A 20,586-nucleotide genomic window follows, 5' to 3' on the forward strand; every position below is an offset into this window, starting at 1 on the left:
CCATTGTGCGGACCTGCGCGGCGTAGTCCAAGCCTCGCGTACATCTTCTGCATGACCGGATGACCTGCTAGTCTGCTGCCGGTGCGCACTCTGCAAGTTCATTTCAGTAATCGTCAGCAGCCGGATCAGTCATTGATGCCGGGTGTCCAGCGCATTGTGCGCCATGCCTCGGGTCAAGTCCGCTTGGGCGACGGCAGCGTCGGCCCATTGCTGTTGGCGCAGTTCTGTACCGATCAGCGGGGGGTCTGGCTGCAGGTTGCCAATGGTGGCCGCGGCATCCACGTCAATGGCCGCCCGGTGCGGCGTATGGCCCTGCTGCGCGCAGGTGATTCGGTCTACGCAGACGGCGCGGAAATGCTGCTGCGCGGTGACTGCGAGCAGGTGTCGCATCCGCCCGAAGCCCCGAGTGATGGCAGTGAAGATCTGCGGGTGCTGCTGCGCGGTGTAGGTGGGCGCCATCACGGGCGTAGCTTCACCTTGGACAAGCCGCGCGTCATCGGCAGTGATCCGGCCAGCGACATTCTTATCGACGACCCGGCCTTCGCCGAGCGCCATGCCCGGTTCGAGCGGCACGGCGACAAGGTGTTGCTGCGCGACTTGGGCTCGGCCGACGGCAGTCTGGTCAATGGCGTAATCGCCCGGCATTGCTGGCTGCAGGCTGGGGACCAGGTAGTGTTCGAAGGCAACCACCGATTTGTACTGGAAATTCCGTTGGGTCCGGTCTCTGCGGGGGCTGCATTCCCGGTCGAGGATGAGGACGAGCCGGTAGCGCTCAAGCCATCGACGTTGGCAACGGCAAAGCCCAAGCTGCCACGGCGTTGGCCCTGGCTGCTGCTCAGCGCCTTGCTGCTGGGCGCGGCGATCAGTGCGCTGCTGCTGTTCGGCGCACGCTGAGCAGCGGCTTCAGCAGCAGTGGACCTGGTGTCCGGGCAGGGCTGAAGCGGCAGGCCGAAATGGGTGCAGATGCAACCTTTTCCGGATGGCCCAAGGCTGCTGCGCTGCGGCATACTAGGGGTTCTGCTCAACAGGTGTGACATGACGCGCGCATTCAATTTCAGTGCCGGCCCTGCGACATTGCCGGAATCGGTCCTGCGTCAGGCGCAGGCGGAGATGTTGGAATGGAATGGCGTAGGCGCGTCCATTGTCGAGATCAGCCACCGCAGCGCCGATTTCATGGCCGTGGCGGCCGAGGCTGAGGCCGATCTACGGCGTCTGATCGGCATTCCCGACGATTACGCGGTGCTTTTCCTCGGTGGCGGTGCCACCACTCAGCAGGCATTGTTGCCGCTGAACTTCGCCAGCCCCGGCCAGCGCGTGGACTATGTGGTCAGTGGCCACTGGGGCAACACCGCGGTCAAGCAGGCCCAGCCCTATGTCGATGTCAACATCGCCGCCAGCGGTGCGGCCAGTGGCTACCGTGATATCCCGGCGCGCTCGCAATGGCAGCTGTCGGACGACGCGGCCTATGTACACATCACCGCCAACGAGACCATCCACGGCATCGAATTCCGCGACGTGCCGGATGTGGGCGAAGTGCCGTTGATCGCCGATTTCAGCTCGTCGATCGCCTCCGAGCCGATCGATGTGTCGCGCTATGGCGTGATCTATGCCGGCGCACAGAAGAACCTGGGCCCGGTAGGTATTGCCGTGGTCATCATCCGGCGCGACCTGCTGGAGCGTGCCGGCCAGCCGCGTGCGGATATCTTCGATTACCGCTCGCATGTCGCACGCGATTCGATGTTGAACACGCCGCCGACCTGGAACTGGTATCTGGCCGGGCTGATGTTCAAGTGGATGCTGGCCCAGGGCGGCGTGGAAGCCTTTGCCAAGCTGAGTGTTGCGAAGTCGTCGGCGGTCTATGACGCCATCGATGGTTCCGGTGGCTTCTATCGCAACGAGGTGGCTGCGGCGGTGCGTTCGCGTATGAACATCCCGTTTTTCCTGCCCAGCGACGAGCTCAACGCGCGCTTTGTCAGCGAGTCCAAGGCTGCCGGTCTGCTGGCGCTTAAGGGCCACAAGGCTGTCGGTGGCATTCGTGCCTCGCTGTACAACGCCATGCCGCTGGAAGGTGCGCAGGCGCTGGCAGCGTTCATGCGTGACTTCCAGCAGCGCAACGGTTGAACCACTCCCGCCGTGCGCAGTGCGCCGGCCTGTAACAGGTAGACGATTCCATGGCGACCAAGCCAAGCAAGACCGCCAGCAAAGCCAAGCCGGCCACCGCAGCCAGACCTGCCGCCAAGAAAGCGCCGGCCAAGAAGGTTGCAGCCAAGAAAGTCGCCGTCAGCAAGAAAGCTGCCGCCGAAACGCTGACCGTCGCCAAGCCGGTACTGTCGGATGTGCGTGCCAAGATCGACCAGATCGACCGCAGCATCCAGGCCTTGATCGCCGAGCGGGCCAACTTCGCCCATCAGGTGGGCAAGGCCAAGGGCAAGCTCGCGGCAGCTGTTGATTACTACCGCCCGGAGCGTGAAGCGCAAGTGCTGCGCATGGTGGTGGACCGCAACGAAGGTCCGCTCAGTGACGAAGTGCTGGTGCATGTGTACCGCGAGATCATGTCGGCCTGTCTTGCCCAGCAGGAGCCGCTGAAGATCGGTTACCTCGGCCCGGAAGGCTCGTTCACCGAACAGGCGACGCACAAGCATTTTGGCCGCTCCGCGCTGGGCTTGCCGCTGGCCAACATCGAAGAGATCTTCCAGGAAGTGGAAAACGGCAACGCCGATTTCGGCGTGGTGCCGGTGGAGAATTCCGGGCAGGGCACGATCCAGATCACCCTGGACATGTTCCTGACCTCCAACCTCAAGATCTGCGGCGAAGTCGAGCTGCGTGTGCAGCAGTATCTGCTCTCGCGTACCGGCCGCATCGAAGATATCGAGCGTATCTACGCGCATCCGCAGGCCTTCATGCAGACCTCGGCGTGGTTGCGGGCGAACCTGCCCAAGACCGAGAAGGTGCCGGTTTCCAGCAACTCCGAAGGTGCCCGCCGCGCCCGCAATGCGGAAGACGCAGCGGCCATCGGTGGCGAGAGTGCAGGGCATGTTTACGGTTTGAAGAAAGTGGTGACCAAACCGATCCAGAACGACGCTGACAACACCACGCGCTTCCTGGTGATTGGCCGCCAGCTGTTCCCGTCCTCGGGCCATGACCGCACCTCGGTACTGGTCTTCATCCACGACAAGCCGGGCGCACTGTTCGACGTACTCAGCCCGTTCGCGCGGCACGGCATCAGCATGAACCGCATCGAGTCACGGCCCTCGCACCAGGCCAAGTGGGAGTACGGCTTCTTCATCGACCTGGCTGGCCATATTGAAGACGAATCGATGCAGGCTGCGTTGGCCGAGCTGAAGGCGCACTCGGCGCAGATCAAGGTACTCGGCTCCTACCCGGTCGCCGTGCCCTGAGTTTCGAGCCCCTCTCCCTGCGGGAGAGGGGTTGGGGTGAGGGTTGGGTGGCACGCGCTGTTCAAATCAGTGCAGACAGGCTTCGCCCTTACCCTCATCCGCCCTTCGGGCACCTTCTCCCGGAGGGAGAAGGGTTTGCTGACGCGCCGCTGGCGCACTGAATACTAGAGAGACCGCATGAGTTCCCAGCCCTACTGGATTGCACGCAAAGGTTCCGCCCTGCAGGGCACGCTCGCCATTCCCGGCGACAAGTCGGTATCGCATCGTTCGGTGATGTTTGCCGCGCTGGCCGATGGCGTATCGCATATCGATGGTTTTCTTGAAGGCGAGGACACCCGCGCCACCGCCCATATCTTCGAGCAGATGGGCGTGCGATTTGAAACCCCATCGGCCTCGCAGCGGATCGTCCATGGCGTAGGCGTGGATGGCCTGAAGGCACCGCAAGGTGAGCTGGACTGCGGCAACGCCGGCACCGGAATGCGCCTGCTGGCCGGCCTGTTGGCCGCGCAACCGTTCGACACCGTTCTGATAGGTGATGCGTCCTTGTCCAAGCGACCAATGCGTCGTGTGACCGGGCCGCTGGCGCAGATGGGCGCACGTATCGACACCCAGGAAGATGGCACCCCGCCGCTGCATATCCATGGCGGGCAGGCGTTGCAGGGCATCGATTACGAACTGCCGGTAGCCAGTGCGCAGGTGAAGTCCGCCGTGCTGCTGGCTGGCCTGTATGCGCAGGGCGAAACCTCGGTGGTCGAGCCGCATCCGACCCGCGATTACACCGAGCGCATGCTGCGCGCGTTCGGCGTGGAGATCGAGTTCGAGCCGGGCAAGGCGCGCCTGCGCGGTGGCCAGCGTCTGCGTGCGACCGATATTTCGGTGCCGGCGGACTTCTCGTCCTCGGCGTTCTTCATCGTTGCCGCCAGCATCATTCCCGGCTCGGAAGTACGCCTGCGCTCGGTTGGCTTGAACCCGCGTCGTACCGGCCTGCTGGCTGCGCTGCGTTTGATGGGTGCGGATATCACCGAGGAGAACCACGCCGAGCACGGTGGCGAGCAGGTCGCTGACCTGGTTGTGCGCTATGCGCAGCTCAAGGGCGTGGAGATTCCGGAGGCGCTGGTGCCGGACATGATCGACGAGTTCCCGGCCTTGTTCGTGGCTGCAGCTGCGGCCGAAGGCCAGACCGTCGTACGCGGTGCGGCCGAGCTGCGGGTGAAGGAGTCTGATCGTCTTGCGGCGATGGCGACCGGCCTGCGTAATCTGGGCCTGCGTGTGGATGAAACCGACGATGGTGCGACCATTTTCGGCGGCCCGCTGGGCAGCGGCACCATCGAAAGCCACGGCGATCACCGTATCTCGATGGCCTTCGCCATTGCCGGTCAGCTCAGCACCGGTGAAGTGCGTATCAATGATGTCGCCAACGTGGCGACCTCGTTCCCGGGCTTCGACAGCCTGGCCAGTGGTGCCGGCTTCGGACTCAGCGTCCGGTCCTGAATTCCACCGGTACCTGTACGACGCTGTTGATTGCGCGTCCATCCCGCATCGCGGGCTGGAAGCGCCATTGCTGCAGCGCTGCGATGGCGGCCTGATCCAGGGCTGGATCAACGCCGCCCTCGTGTCCGATCACCGCGGCTTGGCTGACCCGACCGTTGGCATCCACCTGCAGGCGCACGATCACATCGCCTTCGACACCGGCGTTCAGTGCGGCGGTAGGGTAGGCGGGCGTTGGGTTGCTGGCCAGCGGCTCAGCGTCACGATTGCCGGCAACGCTGACCACCGAGGTGGTATCGGCCGTGGTGATGGACACCGGGCCAGTTGCCACAGGCGTCTGCAGGGTGCGGTAGCCCAACAGGCTGAAGACGCTCACAACCGCCAGCACCAACAGGCCCCACAGCCAAGCCGCAGCAACGCCATGTGGGCGGGCCGGTACTGGATGATGACTTGTGCTGTGCTGCGGGATGCTGGACATCGACATGTTGGCTCTGCGTAACGTCTACGCAGCAAGTCTGGTCCTGCACTCCCAAACGGCGAATGACTTTTGGCATGAACCGGCCCCCTTGGGGAGCCGGGGTTCAGTTTAAGGCGACGGTTTGAAGTCGAACGGGATTTCCAGGCTGCCCTGCATGGGCTGGCCATTACTTTGCGCCGGCTGGAAACGCCAGTTGCGCACCGCCTCTTGGGCGGCACGGTCCAGATCACGGGAGCCGCTGCGCTGAACCAGGCGCACGTCCAGCGGCGCGCCACTGGCATCGACATCCACGTGCACGATCACCGTGCCGCTTTCACCACGGCGCAGCGCCGCAGCAGGGTATTCCGGGGCAGGGCTCTGGCCTGGCAGTGGTACTGGCTGGTCGCTGGGGGCGGCGGCTGCAGCCGGTGCTACGGGAGAGGGCTCGACGGGTGCAGTCTCGGCGATGGGTTGCGGTGGCGGGGCGGGCGCGGTTTCCACCAGTTCAGGGGTTTCTTCCACGGCTTCCGGGCGCGCATCGGGCATCTCGCTGGCACCTGCGCCGGCGGGCAGTGGCGCCGGCAATGGCGCCAGTACGGCGCTGTTGGCCTGCGGCTGGGCCGGATCGGCGCGGTAGAGCTCGTTGTCGCGGCGGGCGCTGAGCCAGACCACGAGGAACAGCAATACGCCAACGCCAAAGGCGATGCCGGCAATCTTCAAACTGCTGCGAGGCAGATGAAAAGTGAAATTCTGGTCGGAACGGGAGCTTGGGGCAGACATGGTCTTGACCGTGTGGATCAGGCCGATTCTTGCACAGGAAAGGTGAATCACGCGGCAGACAGACGCAGTTCGCGCGATAATCTACAGCTCACACCCGTACACAGTGCCCAGCCATGCTTGATCCAGCCCTTCTTCGCCAGCAGCCCGCCGAACTTGCCGAACGCCTGCGCAGTACGCGCGGCTACGTGCTGGATGTGGCCGCCTTCGAATCGCTGGAGGCTGATCGCAAGCGCATCCAGGTGCGCACCCAGGAGCTGCAGAGCCTGCGCAACAGCCGTTCCAAGTCGATTGGCCATGCCAAGGCCAAGGGCGAGGACGTGTCGGCGATCATGGCCGAAGTTGCCGCGTTCGCCGATGAGCTGAAGAGCTCGGAAGCCCAGCTGGACGTGCTGCGCGAGCAGATCGAAACCCTGTCGATGGGTATCCCGAACCTGCCCGCCGCCGATGTGCCGGCCGGCAAGGACGAGAGCGAGAACGTCGAACAGTTGCGCTGGGGCACCCCGCGTGAGTTCGACTTCCCGGTGCTCGACCATGTCGAACTGGGTGCCCGCAACAACTGCCTGGACGCGGAAACCGCGGCCAAGCTGTCCGGCGCGCGTTTCACCGTGCTGCGCGGTTCGATCGCGCGCCTGCACCGTGCGCTGGGCCAGTTCATGCTCAACCTGCACAGCAACGAGCATGGCTACGAAGAAACCAATGTGCCGGTGCTGGTCAATGCTGACTCGCTGCGCGGCACTGGCCAGCTGCCCAAGTTCGAGGAAGACCTGTTCAAGACTGCGCTGGGTGAATCCACGCGCTATCTGATCCCGACCTCGGAAGTGCCGCTGACCAATATCGTCCGCGACGAGATCATCGACGCCGAGCGTCTGCCGGTGCGCATGACCGCGCATTCGATGTGCTTCCGTTCCGAAGCCGGCAGCGGCGGCCGCGATGTGCGCGGCATGATCCGCCAGCATCAGTTCGAGAAGGTGGAACTGGTCAGCATCTGCGCCGCCGAAGACAGCGATGCCGAGCATCAGCGCATGACCGGCTGCGCCGAAGCGGTGCTGCAGAAGCTGGGCCTGCCGTACCGCAAGGTGCTGCTGTGCACCGGCGACATGGGCTTCTCGGCGATCAAGACCTACGATCTGGAAGTCTGGCTACCGTCGCAGCAGACCTATCGCGAGATCTCCTCGTGTTCGAACTGTGGTGACTTCCAGGCGCGCCGCATGCAGGCGCGCTGGCGCAACCCCAACGGCAAGCCGGAGCTGGTGCATACCCTCAACGGCTCGGGCGTTGCGGTAGGCCGCGCAATGATCGCAGTGATGGAGAACTACCAGAACGCCGACGGCTCGATCACCATTCCGGAAGCGCTGCGCCCGTACATGGGCGGCGCCGAAAGCATCGTCTGAGCAACGAATTGCCGATCCAGCGATGTAGTGCCGAGCCATGCTCGGCAGGGCTTGCCCGGTAAAGCGTCAGCCCCAAGGCCTGCAGGGACCGAAATACCTGCAGGGGCTATAAACCGCGAAACCAGGTTCGTCGAAGTTGCACCGAAGCCCGTAATCTCAAAGATTGCGGGCTTCGCGGCTTATGCCGCTGTTACAAATGCGCACAGCTACCGCCATCGCCTGTAGTGCCGAGCCATGCTCGGCAGGACCTGTCCGGCAAAAGGTCAGCCCCCGATCCCCGCAAGCCCAGAGATGCCCGCCGGAAGCGCATGAACCGCGAAGCCCGGTTCGTCGAAATTACGCAAAGCCGGCAATCTCATGGATTGCAGGCTTCGCGGCTGACGCCGCTCCCACAAAACCGGGCGTGGCTGGTAATGCCTCAGCGCAGCATGGCTACGCCCTGGAAAATGAATAGGCATCGCCCGTAGCGATCACTTCCCCCGGACCGGCTCCAATCAGGACTGTTTGTGGTCTGATTTGTAAATACAGGACAAAGGTGATTAAATTTACCAGTTCGTTCCAATGATGGGCTCAATCCATGCAGGACCTCAACGACCTCTACTACTTCGCCATGGTGGTCGACCATGGCGGCTTTGCTGCAGCCGAGCGGGCGCTGGGCATCCCGAAATCACGTCTCAGCCGACGCATCAGCCAGCTTGAGACCGACCTCGGCGTACGCCTGCTGCAACGCTCTACCCGCCGCTTTGCGGTCACCGACGTTGGCACCAGCGTGCATCGGCATGCACAGACCATGCTGGCCGAAGCACAGGCTGCGCGCGAAGTCGTGGACAGGCTCAGTGCCGAGCCGCGTGGGCTGGTGCGTGCCAGCGTGCCGGTGTCGTTGGCGCAGATGCAGCTGCCCAAACTGCTTCCGAAATTCCTCGAGCAATACCCGAAAGTGCGGCTGCAGCTGAACATCAGCAATCGCCGCGTCGACATCATCAATGAAGGTTATGACGTGGCGCTGCGGGTGCGCTCGCGGCTGGACGATGACGGCAGTCTGGTGATGCGCAGCTTTGGCCAGGTGCAGGAGTTGCTGGTTGCCAGCCCTGCCTATCTGGATCGGGCAGGGCGGCCGTCCTCGCCGGAAGACCTCGGCAATCACGTCACCTTGAGCATCAGCGAAGACGAAGCACGCCAGCGCTGGGAGCTGCACGGTCCTGGCGGTGAAGTGCGCCGGGTCGAACTGCAGCCACGCGTTGCGGGCTTCGACTTCCCGCTGCTGCAGGCCATGGTCAAGGATGGTTTCGGCATCACCATGCTGCCGGAAACCGTCTGCGCCGAAGCCGTTCGCAACGGCGAGCTGGAAGTGGTGTTGCCGGACTGGTCGCTGCCGCAGGGCATCTGCCACGCGGTGTTTGCCTCGCGTCGCGGCCTATTGCCGGCGGTGCGGGTATTCATCGACTTCCTGGCTGAACACCTGCCGACCGAGCTGGAGGCCTCGCGCCTGCACTGTGGCGGCGCCTGCGAGCGAGCCAAGGAGAAGATCCGCGCCTCGATGGCCGGTTCGCTGGCAATCGAAGCAGGTTGAACAAAAAAGCCCGCAGGCATGCGAGAATGCGCGCCCCGGAGCGTTATCCGGGGTAGCAGTACGTTACGGGCAGATGGCCGAGCGGTTTAAGGCACCGGTCTTGAAAACCGGCGAAGGGTTAAACCTTCCGTGGGTTCGAATCCCACTTTGCCCGCCAGATATTCAGAAAAGCCGCTGACACCAGCGGCTTTTTTGTGCGCGAAGGCAAATCGTCTGCTTGGTTGGTTGCGCCGGGATGACACCGGTATCGGTCAATCAGGACAGTTACGCTGGTAAAATGGGCCCAGCTTGGGGGAGCTGCGCGCCCGGGCATGCGTGGGTTCGTCGCGGCACTACCTTCAAGCGTCCGCGTTGGGATCCATGGATTTACGAAAACTTATTTTGGTGCTCACGTTGATCGGAGCACTGGTGCCGTTCGCCAATACGTTCTATGCCGGCTACACCGTGCAGCGTCAGCAGCTGGTCGACACCACGCTGGACGGCAACTACGCCTACGCCAACAAGCTGGCCAAGAGCACCGAGGACTTCCTGCAGGCGTCCCAGCTGCAGCTTGCCTATACCGCGCAGCTGCTCGCGATGAAAATGGATGATGTCTCCCAGTTGGGGGAGGAGGCTGCGCGCCTGCGCATGATGAGCAAGAGCTTCAACTCCATCACCATCTTCGACGCCAGCGGCAAGGTGCTGGCGACCTCGCCTGAAACAATGGGTCTGCAGGGGCGGGTGCTCAACAGCGAGGCGGTGAAGACCGCATTGCGTGAAAAGCAGCCGTTGATCAGTGCGCCGTATCAGTCGGCAACAGGTAACTTCATCGTCTTCATCAATCATCCGATCGTGTCCGCGTCTGGCAGCTATCTTGGTGCGGTCGGTGGCGCGATCTACCTGCAGAAAGAAAACATTCTCGACCGCCTGCTCGGCCAGCATTTCTATGTCGATGGCTCCTACCTGTTCGTGGTCGACAAGCAGAAGCGCATCATCTATCACCCCAATCCGGACCGGATCGGTGATTTTGTCGAGAAGAACGTCGTGGTCGACCGCGTCGCCTCGGGGCAGGCGGGCAAAGGGCATGCGGTCAACTCGCAAGGCGTGAAAATGCTGGCTGGCTACGCGCCGGTAGCCTCGACCGGCTGGGGCATAGTCGCCCAACGCCCCGAAGAGGTCACGCTCGCACCCTTGACCCAGCTGATGCAGAGCACGCTGTACAGAGCGCTGCCGGCGACGATCCTGACCTTGATCCTGGTGCTGTGGAGCGCGCGGCTTATCTCGCGTCCGCTGCGCTTGTTGGCCGATGGTGCGCGCAATATGGAGGATCCGTCCTCGGCCAAGGACATCCGCTCGGTGAAGTCCTGGTACTTCGAGTCACGCGAGCTCAAGAAGGCCTTGCTGATCGGTGTTGATGCGATCCACAAGAGTTTCAGCAAGCTGCGCGAGGACACCACCACCGATCCGCTGACCAAACTGGGCAACCGCCGCCGGTTGGATGAAGCGCTGGCGAACTTCGAGAGCCAGGGCAGTACGTTTTCGGTCATCTCGATCGATATCGATCACTTCAAGCGAGTCAACGACAGCCACGGCCACGACGTCGGCGACCTCGTCCTGCAGCAGCTCGCCCAGCGCATGCGCGAGGCCTGCCGCGCTTATGACGTGCCGTTGCGCGTCGGCGGCGAGGAGTTCCTGATACTGCTGCCATCCACCACCCTGGCAACAGCGGGGCAGGTAGCCGAGCGTCTGCGGGTGGCGGTGGAGGAAATGAACATCGCCAAGGTCGGCGCGATCACGATTTCGCTGGGCCTGGCCAATTGGCCGCAGAGCAGTTTTGCGATCGAGGCGGTGCTGAAGGCAGCGGATGAAATGCTGTACGCGTCCAAGCACAGTGGCAGAAACCGGGTTTCGGTGCAGGAACGCGAGAACGCTGCGACCCCGTAGAGCCAGGTTGCCTGTTCAGATGATGAGGTCCGCGGGCATTCGATTTTTGTGGGAGCGGTGTAAGCCGCGGAGCAAGCGGGTCATGAGATGACACTGGAGCCACGGGTTGAGCGAGGTCAGCTTCGCGGCTTACGCCGCTCCCACAGATAGATGCCCGGCGCGTTCGCTACCTTCTTCGCTGAAGTAGAACGCATCACGGCTTCTTCCGGCTTGGGTGACAGGCACTGAAGCAGCAGGTGGTAGCCATCTGCGTTACCCTTGCGCCGCTTCCACCCCTGTATTCCCCGCATGTCCCAGATCGATCCAGCCCCCAGCGACGAACATTGGATGCGCCACGCACTGGCCTTGGCCGATCGCGCGCAGCTTGAGTTCAATGAAATCCCGGTCGGCGCGGTGCTGGTGGGCCCTGACGGCGTGCTGTTAGGCGAGGGCTGGAACCTCAATATCGCCAACCATGACCCCAGTGCGCATGCCGAGATCGTGGCGATGCGCCAGGCTGGCAAGGCGCTGGGCAATCACCGGCTGATTGGCAGCACCCTGTACGTGACGCTGGAGCCCTGCGCTATGTGCGCGATGGCGCTGGTGCATGCGCGTATCGCACGGGTGGTGTTTGCTGCTACCGATCCCAAGACCGGGGCCTGCGGCAGCGTGTTCGATCTGCTCACCGATCCACGCCATAACCATCGCGTGCAGGTGCAGGGCGGGGTGCTGGCGCAGGAGGCCAGCCTGCGCCTTACCAACTATTTCCGGGCCAAGCGCGGGCGACCGCTGCTGACCCTCGACGACCTTTGACGCAGCCCCCACCTTTGGCAGGGGTATCATGTGCGCTTCGATATTCTGGCCGTGCGGCGCTTGACCGCCGGCCCCAAGCATGAGGCAGCACATGGCGGACAACAGCGCGGGCAATGATCGGTTGATCTGGATTGATCTGGAGATGACCGGTCTGGATACGGACAACGATTCCATCATCGAGATCGCAACCGTCGTCACCGACGGTCAACTCAATGTGTTGGCCGAAGGCCCTGAGTACGCCATCAACCATTCCTTGTCCACGCTGGAAGCGATGGACGAATGGAACCGCAATCAGCACCAGCGCTCGGGCCTGTGGCAGCGGGTGCTGGACAGCAGCACCACGCTGGGTCAGGCCGAAGCCAAGACCATCGCGTTCCTGCAGGACTGGATCAAGGCCGGCGCCTCGCCGATGTGCGGTAACTCGATCTGTCAGGACCGGCGTTTCCTGCACCGGCAGATGCCGCGGCTGGAGAAGTACTTCCATTACCGCAATCTCGATGTGTCGACGATCAAAGAGTTGTCCAAGCGCTGGTCGCCTGTGGTTGCTGCTGGAGTCACCAAGACCTCCAGCCATACCGCGCTCAGCGACGTGCACGACTCCATTGCCGAACTGCGCCATTACCGGCAGTTCATGGGCGTGCTGGCGGGCTTGCCGGAAGCCGGCTGAACACAATGAACGAGATCGCCCTTCGTCTGCACGACAACGCGCAGGATCTGGCCGATCTGGAGCGTGCGGTGGGCCTGCTGGAATCGCCCACGCTTACCGCAAAAATGGCCAACCTGATCGGCGGGCCATTGGAGTTCGCCGTGCGCAAGCTGCCAACAGCAGTGTCCTCACGCATCCAGGGTGTGACCGAGGCGGCCTTGTACAAGGCAGCACAGACGGCGCTGTGGACGATGGACAACAAGCAGCCCGGCAAACCGGCATCACCGCGCCTGCACAAGCTGGCGGCGGCCGCATCTGGTGCGCTGGGCGGAGCGGGTGGTCTGCCGGCGCTGGCAATCGAGTTGCCACTGTCCACTACCATCATCATGCGCGCGGTGGCCGATGTTGCCCGTAGCGAAGGTTTCGATCTGAACGAGATGGCGACCCGGCAGGCCTGTCTGGAGGTGTTCGCGCTGGGTGGTGACTCCGGTCAGGACGACGCCAGCGAGACCGGCTATTACCTGGCGCGTGGCTTCACCACCGAGGTAATGCGGCACCTGTCAGCGGAGCTGGCAGGCAGTGCGGTCAGCGGCAGTCACGGTGTGCTGCTCGGGTTGGGCCCGAAAGAGGCCGGCAAGTGGCTGGCCAGGATCGTGGAGAAGATCGCTGCGCGCTTTGGTGTGGTGGTATCGGAGAAGTTTGTTGCGCAGGCCGTGCCGGTGATTGGTGCGGTGGCCGGAGCGACCTTGAACACCATGTTCACTGCCTATTACCAGGACATGGCGCGCGGTCACTTCATCATCAAAAGACTGGAATCGAAGTACGGCTTCGACACCGTGAGGCTGGCCTATGGCGGGCTTACCGGGCGTCTGCGCCTTTGATGCTGCGCATCCGGCGCTGATGGTTCGCCAAGACGTTGCCTTCACCTGCTACGAAGCCCATTCTGGCTAGCCTGTGCCCTTCTTACCGAGCGAGGTCGTCATGAGCCAGTACAAGATCGCGGTTTTCGTCGGCAGTCTGCGCAAGGAATCCATCAACCGGCGGTTGGCGCTGGCGCTGGAGAAGCTGGCAGGTGATCGGGTCAAGTTTGACTACATCCAGATCGGTGACATCCCGCTCTACAATCAGGATCACGATAGCCAGTTCCCGGCGCAGGGCACGCGCATGAAGAACCAGGTGCGCGCTGCCGATGCGGTGCTGTTCGTCACTCCCGAGTACAACCGCTCTATCCCCGGTGTGCTGAAGAACGCCATCGACACGGCCTCCCGCCCTTACGGCGACAACGCTTTTGCCGGCAAGCCAGCAGCGGTGGTGGGCGCCTCCATCGGTGCCATCGGCAGTGCCCTGGCCCAGCAGCACCTGCGCAATGTACTGGTGTTCGTTGACCTGGCGGTTATGCCGCAGCCGGAGGCCTTCCTGCACTTCAAGGAGGGCCTGATCGAGGCTGATGGCAGCATCAGCAACGACGGCACCCATCAGTTCCTGCAGGGTTTTGTCGACAAGTTCCTGCTCTGGATCGAGCGCCAGCACAAGGCCTGAGGCGCGGCCGGGCGGGCCTGGCGCCACCCATGCGATAATCCACGCCCGGCGCTGCAACGGCGCCGGGTGCTTGTTTCTGTATGCCAGCCCAATCCCCAGTCCTTGCAGGCTTGGGTTGTAGACAGGTTATCCACAGACTTGTACGTATCCCGGTGGGCAATGCCCACCTACCATGGCCGCACGGCCTTATTGCAGGAATAACGCTTTTCATGTCCGCCCGTACTGGTTTCCGTTCCGACCGCGACCGCGGTGACCGCAACGATCGTTCTGATCGTAGCGAGCAGCGCATCGACTCCTTGCGCGTTCCCCCTCATTCGGTGGAAGCCGAGCAGGCCGTGCTTGGTGGCTTGATGTTGGCCCCGGAGGCCTATGACCGGGTCAACGAGGTGCTGACCGACAAGGACTTCTACCGGCGCGACCACCAGCTGATCTACCGGGCGATCCACGATCTGTCCGAGCGTGACCGTCCGTTCGACGCCGTCACCCTGGGCGAGTGGTTCGAATCGCAGGGCAAGTCGGATCTGGTCGGTGATGGTGCCTACCTGATCGAACTGGCCAGCACCACGCCGTCGGCGGCCAACATCAGCGCCTATGCCGAAATCGTGCGCGACAAGGCAGTGTTGCGGCAGCTGATCCAGGTGGGTACGGATATCGTCAACGACGGTTTCCAGCCCGAAGGGCGCGACAGCTCCGAGCTGCTGCAGACTGCGGAAAAGTCGGTGTTCGCCATTGCCGAGCAGGGCGCGCGCGGGCGTACCGACTTTGTTGCCATGCCGGGTGCACTGAAGGACGCCTTCGAAGAACTGCGCAACCGCTTCGAGAACGGTGGCAACATCACCGGTCTGCCGACCGGTTACAACGATTTCGATGCGATGACCGCCGGCCTGCAGCCGACCGATCTGATCATCCTGGCTGCACGTCCTGCCATGGGCAAGACCACGCTGGCTTTGAACATCGCCGAGTACGCGGCGATCAAGTCAAAGAAGGGCGTGGCGATCTTCTCGATGGAAATGTCGGCATCGCAGCTGGCGATGCGTCTGATTTCCTCCAACGGCCGCATCAACGCCCAGCGCCTGCGTACCGGTCAGCTTGAAGACGAGGATTGGAGCCGTGTAACCGGCGCTATCCGCATGCTGAAGGAAACCAAGATCTTCATCGACGACACCCCCGGTGTGTCGCCGGAAATCCTGCGTTCCAAGTGCCGCCGACTCAAGCGCGAACACGATCTTGGTTTGATCGTGATCGACTACCTGCAGCTGATGAGCGTGCCGGGTAACAGCGAGAACCGAGCGACCGAAATTTCGGAAATCTCGCGTGGTCTGAAGGGTCTGGCCAAGGAATTGAACGTGCCGGTGATTGCACTGTCACAGCTCAACCGCTCCCTGGAAACCCGTACCGACAAGCGCCCGGTGATGGCCGATCTTCGCGAATCCGGCGCTATCGAGCAGGATGCGGACATGATCGTCTTCATTTACCGCGACGATTACTACAACAAGGAAACCTCGCCCGATAAGGGCCTGGCCGAGATCATCATCGGCAAGCACCGTGGTGGCCCCACCGGTTCGTGCAAATTGAAGTTCTTCGGCGAGTACACCCGCTTTGACAATCTGAGCCACGATTCGGTCGGTTCATTCGAATAAGCGGGAGTTGCTGCATGTCCACCGCCATTGTCTGGTTCCGCCGCGATCTACGGCTGCGTGACAACCCGGCGTTGCAGGCCGCGATCAACGCGGGTCACCAGATAGTGCCGGTCTACATCCATGCACCGCAGGAAGAGGGGGCTTGGGCGCCGGGCGCGGCCTCCGACGCATGGCTGCATCATTCACTGCAGCAGCTTGATGCACAGCTGCGCGCCATCGGTTCGGCCTTGGTGCTGCGCAGTGGCGACAGCATGGCGCAGTTGCAGGCGCTGATTGCTGAAAGCGGTGCTGAAGCGGTCTACTGGAATCGCAAGTACGAACCGGCCACGCAACCGCGCGATGCGGCGATCAAGCGTGGCCTGCGCGAGCAGGGTTTGCAGGTGGAAAGCCATAACGGCTATCTGTTGTTCGAACCGTGGGAACTGACCACGCTGCAAGGCGGACCGTACAAGGTATTCACCCCGTTCTGGCGCAACGCATTGACCCGTTGGCGGCTGCCTGAGCTGTCCGAAGCGCCGCGCAAACTGAGTCCGGTGAAGCTGTCTGGTCTTACCTTGCAGGCACTCGCGCTGAAGCCGCGGCTGGGTTGGGATGCCGGCTTCTGGGAACACTGGCAGCCCGGCGAGGCCGGGGCACAGGAAGCGCTGGAAGTATTCGCCGAAGGCGCACTCAATGGCTACCGCGAACAGCGCGACCTGCCGGATCGCACTGGTACTTCGCTGCTGTCGCCGCACCTGCATTTCGGTGAGATCGCGCCGTGGCGGATCGCGTACACGCTGGAAGGCATGCGCAGCGCCGGCCGTGATGCGGACATCGATGGCTATATCCGCCAGCTGGGTTGGCGCGAGTTCTCCTGCCACCTGTTGCATCATTTCCCGCAGACCAGCGACGTCAATCTCAATCCGCGCTTCGAGCGTTTTGCCTGGGAGCCGGCGCAGCCGGAGATGTTGGCAGCGTGGCAGCAGGGCCGTACCGGTATCCCCATCGTCGATGCCGGCATGCGCGAGTTGTGGGCCACCGGCTACATGCACAACCGGGTGCGGATGCTGGTGGGCAGCTTCCTGTGCAAGCACATGCGCATGCACTGGAAGGAAGGCGCACGCTGGTTCTGGGATACCTTGGTGGATGCCGACCTGGCCAACAACAGCATGGGCTGGCAGTGGATCGCCGGTACCGGCGCGGATGCGGCGCCGTATTTCCGCGTATTCAACCCGGTGACGCAGGCGCAGAAGTTCGACCCGAACGCGCGCTATATCACCCGTTGGGTGCCCGAACTGGCCGCGCTGCCGTTGAAGGCGCGGTTCGCGCCCTGGCAGTTCCCGCAGCTGCTGGCCGAGCATGCGCCAAGCTACCCGACCCGGCCCCTGGTGGACCTTGCGCAGGGCCGCGATGAGGCCTTGGCCGCCTACCAGCGTTGTCGCTGACACTGGCTTAACGCGCAAGACAGTTAGATGAATGGACACCTGTGACGAAGGTTGAGGATCACGCAGGTAGTGCGTCGTGATGTTTATGCTTGCCCGGCAAATCCACGCTGGCCAGTCCGGCCTATCAGGAGACTCAGATGACCACCCTTACTGTTGTTCGTAATCTTTCCATTGGCTTGGTGGCGGCAGCCGTCCTCTCGGCCTGTGCCACCGGTGGCTCGTATGTGCAGCAGGACCAGTACGGCAATCAGACCCAGCAGCAGAACAAGACCGGCAAGGGCGCGTTGATCGGCTCGGCCATCGGTGTTGCTGCCGGCCTGCTCAGCGGCGGCAACGCCACCGAGCGTCGTCAGCGCGCAATGGTGGGTGCCGGTATCGGCGCACTCGGCGGTGCTGCAGTTGGCAACTACCAGGACCGTCAGGAACGCGCACTGCGTGAGCGCACTGCCAACACCGGTATCGACGTGCAGCGCGATGGTGACAACATCACCTTGAGCCTGCCCGACGGCATTACCTTCGATTTCAACAAGACCACGCTGAAGCCGCAGTTCTACGGTGCACTCAATGGTGTTGCCAGCACCTTGAGCGAGTACAACCAGACCATGATCGAAGTGGTCGGCCACACTGACAGTATCGGCACCGATGCGGTGAACAACCGTATTTCCAAGGAGCGTGCTGATGCCGTGGCGGCGTACCTGACCGCGCAGGGTGTACAGCGCGAGCGCATTGAAACCCTGGGCGCAGGCAAGGCCTATCCGATCGCCGACAACAGCACCGATGCGGGCCGCGCGCAGAACCGCCGCGTCGAGATCCGGGTGATCCCGCTGCGTTCCTGATCGAAGCAGTTGCTTGATGATTTAAAAGAAGGGCCGCGCAAGCGGCCCTTCTTTACTCCCTCCCTTGCGCCGCAGGCGCAGGGGAGGGCTGGGGAGGGGTAGTTTTGGCTGTTGCTGCTTTGGCTTTGGCTTTGGCTGTTGCTTTGGCTGTTGCTTTGGTTTTGGTTGCTGTTGCAGCTGTTGATTTCGCTTTCGCTCCCTTCTCCCGCTTGCGGGAGAAGGTGGTGCGCAGCACCGGATGAGGGGGCTCTGGCTTTGGCTCGCGGGAAAAGCGCTGCATGCACTGCGGAAGCAAGGGCAAAAGCGAAAGCTACCCCTCCCCAACCCTCCTCTACGCCTGCGGCGCAAGGGAGGGAGTCGAAGCCAAAGCTACTCCGCAACCACCACGCTGTTACGCCCCTTGCCCTTGGCCTCATACAGCGCGGTATCGGCACGCGCAAACCAGTCCTGCCAACGCTGCTCGCCGGCATACATCGCCGCACCTACCGAGATGGTGATGCGGCCGCCTGGCCCGCGCAGCGATTCATGGACCGCCTTGCGCAGGCGTTCGGTAAACCGGACCAGCGCTTCATGGCTGCCGGTATCGGCAAGAATCACGAACTCCTCGCCGCCAAAGCGAAATACCTGGTCGTTCTCACGCAGTTCAAAACGCAGGATGGCAGCCAGATCTGACAGGGCGGTATCACCTGCACCATGGCCGTAGTGGTCGTTGACCTCTTTGAAGTTGTCGATGTCGATCACCACCAGGCCTTGCCGGTAGCGTTCATCGCGGACGCCATCGATATGCGCTTGCAATGATTTTTCCAAAGCACGTCGGTTGGGGACGCCGGTCAGTGCATCCAGCGATGCCAGCATCTCCAGGCGAGTGCGGTCGCCTTGCAGGCGGCGTGAAAAGTGGTAGCCAAAGCCGAACACCAGCACGATCACGGTCAGTGCCTGCAGGTGTGCAGGATGGCCGAGCAGCACGTTTGGCATGAGCAGCAGGCCAGCAACCAGCAACAGATTGAGCGGGGTGGCGATCTGGTTGCGGACGATGAAGAAATTGGACATCAAGGTCAGGTAAGTCCACGGCAGTGCGTCGCTGCCCAGCTGCCAGGCGGAGAGCAGGCTGCCGCCTACCGTGCTCAGGCACAGCAGCACGCCGCCTGTCTCCAAGCGGGGCTTGCGCTGATGGATCCATACGCTGGCCAGCAGGGCCAGTGCTGACAACAGGCAGCTGGCTGCGGCAACAAGGTGCTGCCCGTCAAACCACAGCCAAATCGAGAAGAACAGCAAGGCCAGCGTGGTGACCGGAGCAATGGTACGCAGCGGCACGCTGCGCAATGCCTGAGGCAGGGACGGATGCGATTTTATGGAGGTTTTAGGGTCCATATGCAGCAAAAGATAGCAGCGGCGCTGTGTTTTTCGTATTCACCTGAATAGCGGCGCTCAGCCTCTGGCGAGCTTTGTGTAGATGGAGTACAAATGTACTCCATGACTGACCTCAGCCCGCGTCGTGCCGCTATCCTTCGCTACATCCGTGACCAGGTGAATGGGCACGGACAGGCGCCCTCGTTGGCCGAGATTGCCGCCGCCTGTGGGCTGGCATCACGCGGTGCGGCGCGCAAACACGTACTGGCCTTGAGCGAGGCCGGCCTGATCGAGGTGGCTGCCGGGCAGGCACGTGGGATTCGTCCGGTCGGGCTGGCGCCGCGTGCGGAGCTGCTGCAGGTGCCCATCCTTGGCCGGGTCGCGGCGGGCACGCCGATCGGCGCCGATGCCGAGCTGGTCGATACCCTCGCGTTGGATGAACGCCTGTTTGCTGCGCGTCCGGATTACCTGCTGCGGGTGCAGGGTGATTCGATGATCGACGACGGCATCTTCGACGGTGATCTGGTCGGGGTCAGGCGCAGCAGTGATGCGCGCAACGGACAGACGGTGGTGGCGCGGCTGGATGGCGAGCTGACCATCAAGCGGCTGTCACGTAGCGGCACCCAGTTGCGCCTGCTGCCACGCAATCCGGCTTATGCGCCGATTGAAGTGCAGCACGATCAGGATTTCGCCATCGAGGGCGTGTTCTGTGGCCTGGTGCGGCGCGGCTGATGGGTGCGGTTGTTGCCCTCGATAGCCTGCTGCATGAGCGCCGGATCTGGCGTGGCCGGCCTGCGCCGTTGCCGGCCAGCCGCCAATCCACGGGTTATGCGCAACTGGATGAGGTTCTGCCTACTGGTGGTTGGCCGGAGTCCGCGCTGAGCGAAATCCTGTTGCCAGCCGAAGGCGTGGGTGAGCTGCGTCTGCTGTGGCCGTCATTGGCACGTTTGACCCAGGCTGGCGAACGCGTGGTGCTGGTGGCACCTCCGCATATTCCGTACGCACCGGCCTGGCAGGCAGCGGGTATCGACCTGCGCCAGTTGCAGGTGGTGCAGGCCGCGGATCAGCGCGATGCGCTGTGGGCCACTGAACAATGCCTGCGTTCTGGCAGTTGCGGTGCCGTGCTGTGCTGGCCGCAGATGGCCGAAGACAAGGCCTTGCGACGGCTGCAGGTGGCCGCCGAATCGGGGCAGACGCTGGGCTTTGCCAGTCGGCCGCTGCAAGCGGCCAGGAATCCTTCGCCGGCCGCCTTGCGTATCGCCATCGATGCGCAGCCGGCGCAGCTGCGGGTCTTGAAGTGTCGTGGTGGCATGGTGCCAACGCGTCCATTGCCCTTTGCCCGGGGGCAGTAA

General features: G+C 62.9%; 20 protein-coding genes and 1 tRNA gene. 18 read left to right on the forward strand and 3 right to left on the reverse strand.

The window, feature by feature from the left end; all coding sequences use genetic code 11:
* The first annotated feature begins 81 nt into the window (after nt 1-81).
* The 4 genes from ACVOMB_RS03560 to aroA all read left to right on the forward strand — a co-directional run bounded on the left by ACVOMB_RS03560 (nt 82) and on the right by aroA (nt 4,889).
* Nucleotides 82-894 carry an FHA domain-containing protein gene (locus tag ACVOMB_RS03560; protein ID WP_481529907.1) on the forward strand — a complete coding sequence of 271 codons (813 nt, stop codon included), beginning with the start codon at nt 82-84 and terminating at the stop codon, nt 892-894.
* Nucleotides 895-1,035: 141 nt separating this feature from the next.
* Nucleotides 1,036-2,121, forward strand: coding sequence for a 3-phosphoserine/phosphohydroxythreonine transaminase (gene serC / locus ACVOMB_RS03565; protein ID WP_481529908.1), 1,086 nt, complete (start codon nt 1,036-1,038; stop codon nt 2,119-2,121).
* A gap of 50 nt (nt 2,122-2,171) precedes the next feature.
* Entirely contained in the window at nt 2,172-3,398 is a 1,227-nt protein-coding gene (pheA, locus tag ACVOMB_RS03570) for a prephenate dehydratase (RefSeq protein ID WP_481529909.1), read from the forward strand.
* A gap of 177 nt (nt 3,399-3,575) precedes the next feature.
* Entirely contained in the window at nt 3,576-4,889 is a 1,314-nt protein-coding gene (gene aroA, locus ACVOMB_RS03575; protein ID WP_481529910.1) for a 3-phosphoshikimate 1-carboxyvinyltransferase, read from the forward strand.
* Here aroA and ACVOMB_RS03580 read toward each other — a convergent pair.
* Complete coding sequence (locus ACVOMB_RS03580) at nt 4,873-5,370, reverse strand: energy transducer TonB (RefSeq protein ID WP_481529911.1); 498 nt, start codon at nt 5,368-5,370, stop codon at nt 4,873-4,875. The two genes, aroA and ACVOMB_RS03580, sit on opposite strands and share 17 nt — an antisense overlap.
* Nucleotides 5,371-5,472: 102 nt before the next feature.
* A complete protein-coding gene (locus ACVOMB_RS03585) occupies nt 5,473-6,123 on the reverse strand; it encodes an energy transducer TonB (RefSeq protein ID WP_481529912.1) in 651 nt (216 codons plus the stop codon).
* Nucleotides 6,124-6,236: 113 nt separating this feature from the next.
* Between ACVOMB_RS03585 and serS the strand changes: the two genes are divergently transcribed.
* The 12 genes from serS to ACVOMB_RS03645 all read left to right on the forward strand — a co-directional run bounded on the left by serS (nt 6,237) and on the right by ACVOMB_RS03645 (nt 18,126).
* Complete coding sequence (gene serS, locus ACVOMB_RS03590; protein WP_481529913.1) at nt 6,237-7,514, forward strand: serine--tRNA ligase; 1,278 nt, start codon at nt 6,237-6,239, stop codon at nt 7,512-7,514.
* Between the two features lie 577 nt (nt 7,515-8,091).
* Nucleotides 8,092-9,084, forward strand: coding sequence for a LysR family transcriptional regulator (locus ACVOMB_RS03595; RefSeq protein WP_481529914.1), 993 nt, complete (start codon nt 8,092-8,094; stop codon nt 9,082-9,084).
* Between the two features lie 67 nt (nt 9,085-9,151).
* Nucleotides 9,152-9,241 (forward strand) — tRNA-Ser (locus tag ACVOMB_RS03600).
* 227 nt (nt 9,242-9,468) lie between these two features.
* Nucleotides 9,469-11,007: a sensor domain-containing diguanylate cyclase gene (locus ACVOMB_RS03605; RefSeq protein ID WP_481529915.1), complete on the forward strand. Its 1,539-nt coding sequence runs from the start codon at nt 9,469-9,471 to the stop codon at nt 11,005-11,007.
* A 288-nt stretch (nt 11,008-11,295) separates the two neighbouring features.
* On the forward strand, nt 11,296-11,799 hold the full coding sequence (tadA, locus tag ACVOMB_RS03610) for a tRNA adenosine(34) deaminase TadA (RefSeq protein ID WP_481529916.1): 504 nt from the start codon (nt 11,296-11,298) through the stop codon (nt 11,797-11,799).
* A 91-nt stretch (nt 11,800-11,890) separates the two neighbouring features.
* On the forward strand, nt 11,891-12,466 hold the full coding sequence (gene orn, locus ACVOMB_RS03615; protein ID WP_481529917.1) for an oligoribonuclease: 576 nt from the start codon (nt 11,891-11,893) through the stop codon (nt 12,464-12,466).
* A gap of 5 nt (nt 12,467-12,471) precedes the next feature.
* A complete protein-coding gene (locus tag ACVOMB_RS03620) occupies nt 12,472-13,326 on the forward strand; it encodes an EcsC family protein (protein ID WP_481529918.1) in 855 nt (284 codons plus the stop codon).
* Between the two features lie 100 nt (nt 13,327-13,426).
* Nucleotides 13,427-13,984 carry an NADPH-dependent FMN reductase gene (locus tag ACVOMB_RS03625; RefSeq protein ID WP_481529919.1) on the forward strand — a complete coding sequence of 186 codons (558 nt, stop codon included), beginning with the start codon at nt 13,427-13,429 and terminating at the stop codon, nt 13,982-13,984.
* A 209-nt stretch (nt 13,985-14,193) separates the two neighbouring features.
* The gene (locus tag ACVOMB_RS03630; protein ID WP_481529920.1) at nt 14,194-15,624 is read left to right on the forward strand and encodes a replicative DNA helicase; all 1,431 of its coding nucleotides are present in this window, start codon (nt 14,194-14,196) and stop codon (nt 15,622-15,624) included.
* Nucleotides 15,625-15,638: 14 nt separating this feature from the next.
* Complete coding sequence (locus ACVOMB_RS03635) at nt 15,639-17,048, forward strand: cryptochrome/photolyase family protein (protein ID WP_481529921.1); 1,410 nt, start codon at nt 15,639-15,641, stop codon at nt 17,046-17,048.
* 137 nt (nt 17,049-17,185) lie between these two features.
* Nucleotides 17,186-17,884, forward strand: coding sequence for a YiaD family glycine zipper/OmpA-like lipoprotein (locus tag ACVOMB_RS03640; RefSeq protein ID WP_282267016.1), 699 nt, complete (start codon nt 17,186-17,188; stop codon nt 17,882-17,884).
* 104 nt (nt 17,885-17,988) lie between these two features.
* Nucleotides 17,989-18,126: a hypothetical protein gene (locus ACVOMB_RS03645; RefSeq protein WP_481529922.1), complete on the forward strand. Its 138-nt coding sequence runs from the start codon at nt 17,989-17,991 to the stop codon at nt 18,124-18,126.
* A gap of 127 nt (nt 18,127-18,253) precedes the next feature.
* Here ACVOMB_RS03645 and ACVOMB_RS03650 read toward each other — a convergent pair whose 3' ends face one another.
* Entirely contained in the window at nt 18,254-19,198 is a 945-nt protein-coding gene (locus ACVOMB_RS03650; RefSeq protein ID WP_481529923.1) for a GGDEF domain-containing protein, read from the reverse strand.
* 159 nt (nt 19,199-19,357) lie between these two features.
* Here ACVOMB_RS03650 and lexA point away from each other — a divergent pair, with 159 nt between their 5' ends.
* On the forward strand, nt 19,358-19,966 hold the full coding sequence (gene lexA / locus ACVOMB_RS03655) for a transcriptional repressor LexA (protein ID WP_481529935.1): 609 nt from the start codon (nt 19,358-19,360) through the stop codon (nt 19,964-19,966).
* Nucleotides 19,966-20,586 carry a translesion DNA synthesis-associated protein ImuA gene (imuA, locus tag ACVOMB_RS03660; RefSeq protein ID WP_481529924.1) on the forward strand — a complete coding sequence of 207 codons (621 nt, stop codon included), beginning with the start codon at nt 19,966-19,968 and terminating at the stop codon, nt 20,584-20,586. The genes lexA and imuA overlap by 1 nt, the downstream gene beginning before the upstream one ends.

The sequence above is a fragment of the Stenotrophomonas sp. STEN018 genome (assembly GCF_056760235.1).

Bases quoted from the DNA above. Each gene is read 5' to 3' on its own strand.
- serC (WP_481529908.1), top strand. From the start codon at position 1,036: ATGACGCGCGCATTCAATTTCAGTGCCGGCCCTGCGACATTGCCGGAA.
- pheA (WP_481529909.1), top strand. From the start codon at position 2,172: ATGGCGACCAAGCCAAGCAAGACCGCCAGCAAAGCCAAGCCGGCCACC.
- aroA (WP_481529910.1), top strand. From the start codon at position 3,576: ATGAGTTCCCAGCCCTACTGGATTGCACGCAAAGGTTCCGCCCTGCAG.
- ACVOMB_RS03580 (WP_481529911.1), bottom strand. From the start codon at position 5,370: ATGTCGATGTCCAGCATCCCGCAGCACAGCACAAGTCATCATCCAGTA.
- ACVOMB_RS03585 (WP_481529912.1), bottom strand. From the start codon at position 6,123: ATGTCTGCCCCAAGCTCCCGTTCCGACCAGAATTTCACTTTTCATCTG.
- serS (WP_481529913.1), top strand. From the start codon at position 6,237: ATGCTTGATCCAGCCCTTCTTCGCCAGCAGCCCGCCGAACTTGCCGAA.
- ACVOMB_RS03595 (WP_481529914.1), top strand. From the start codon at position 8,092: ATGCAGGACCTCAACGACCTCTACTACTTCGCCATGGTGGTCGACCAT.
- tadA (WP_481529916.1), top strand. From the start codon at position 11,296: ATGTCCCAGATCGATCCAGCCCCCAGCGACGAACATTGGATGCGCCAC.
- orn (WP_481529917.1), top strand. From the start codon at position 11,891: ATGGCGGACAACAGCGCGGGCAATGATCGGTTGATCTGGATTGATCTG.
- ACVOMB_RS03620 (WP_481529918.1), top strand. From the start codon at position 12,472: ATGAACGAGATCGCCCTTCGTCTGCACGACAACGCGCAGGATCTGGCC.
- ACVOMB_RS03625 (WP_481529919.1), top strand. From the start codon at position 13,427: ATGAGCCAGTACAAGATCGCGGTTTTCGTCGGCAGTCTGCGCAAGGAA.
- ACVOMB_RS03630 (WP_481529920.1), top strand. From the start codon at position 14,194: ATGTCCGCCCGTACTGGTTTCCGTTCCGACCGCGACCGCGGTGACCGC.
- ACVOMB_RS03635 (WP_481529921.1), top strand. From the start codon at position 15,639: ATGTCCACCGCCATTGTCTGGTTCCGCCGCGATCTACGGCTGCGTGAC.
- ACVOMB_RS03640 (WP_282267016.1), top strand. From the start codon at position 17,186: ATGACCACCCTTACTGTTGTTCGTAATCTTTCCATTGGCTTGGTGGCG.
- lexA (WP_481529935.1), top strand. From the start codon at position 19,358: ATGACTGACCTCAGCCCGCGTCGTGCCGCTATCCTTCGCTACATCCGT.
- imuA (WP_481529924.1), top strand. From the start codon at position 19,966: ATGGGTGCGGTTGTTGCCCTCGATAGCCTGCTGCATGAGCGCCGGATC.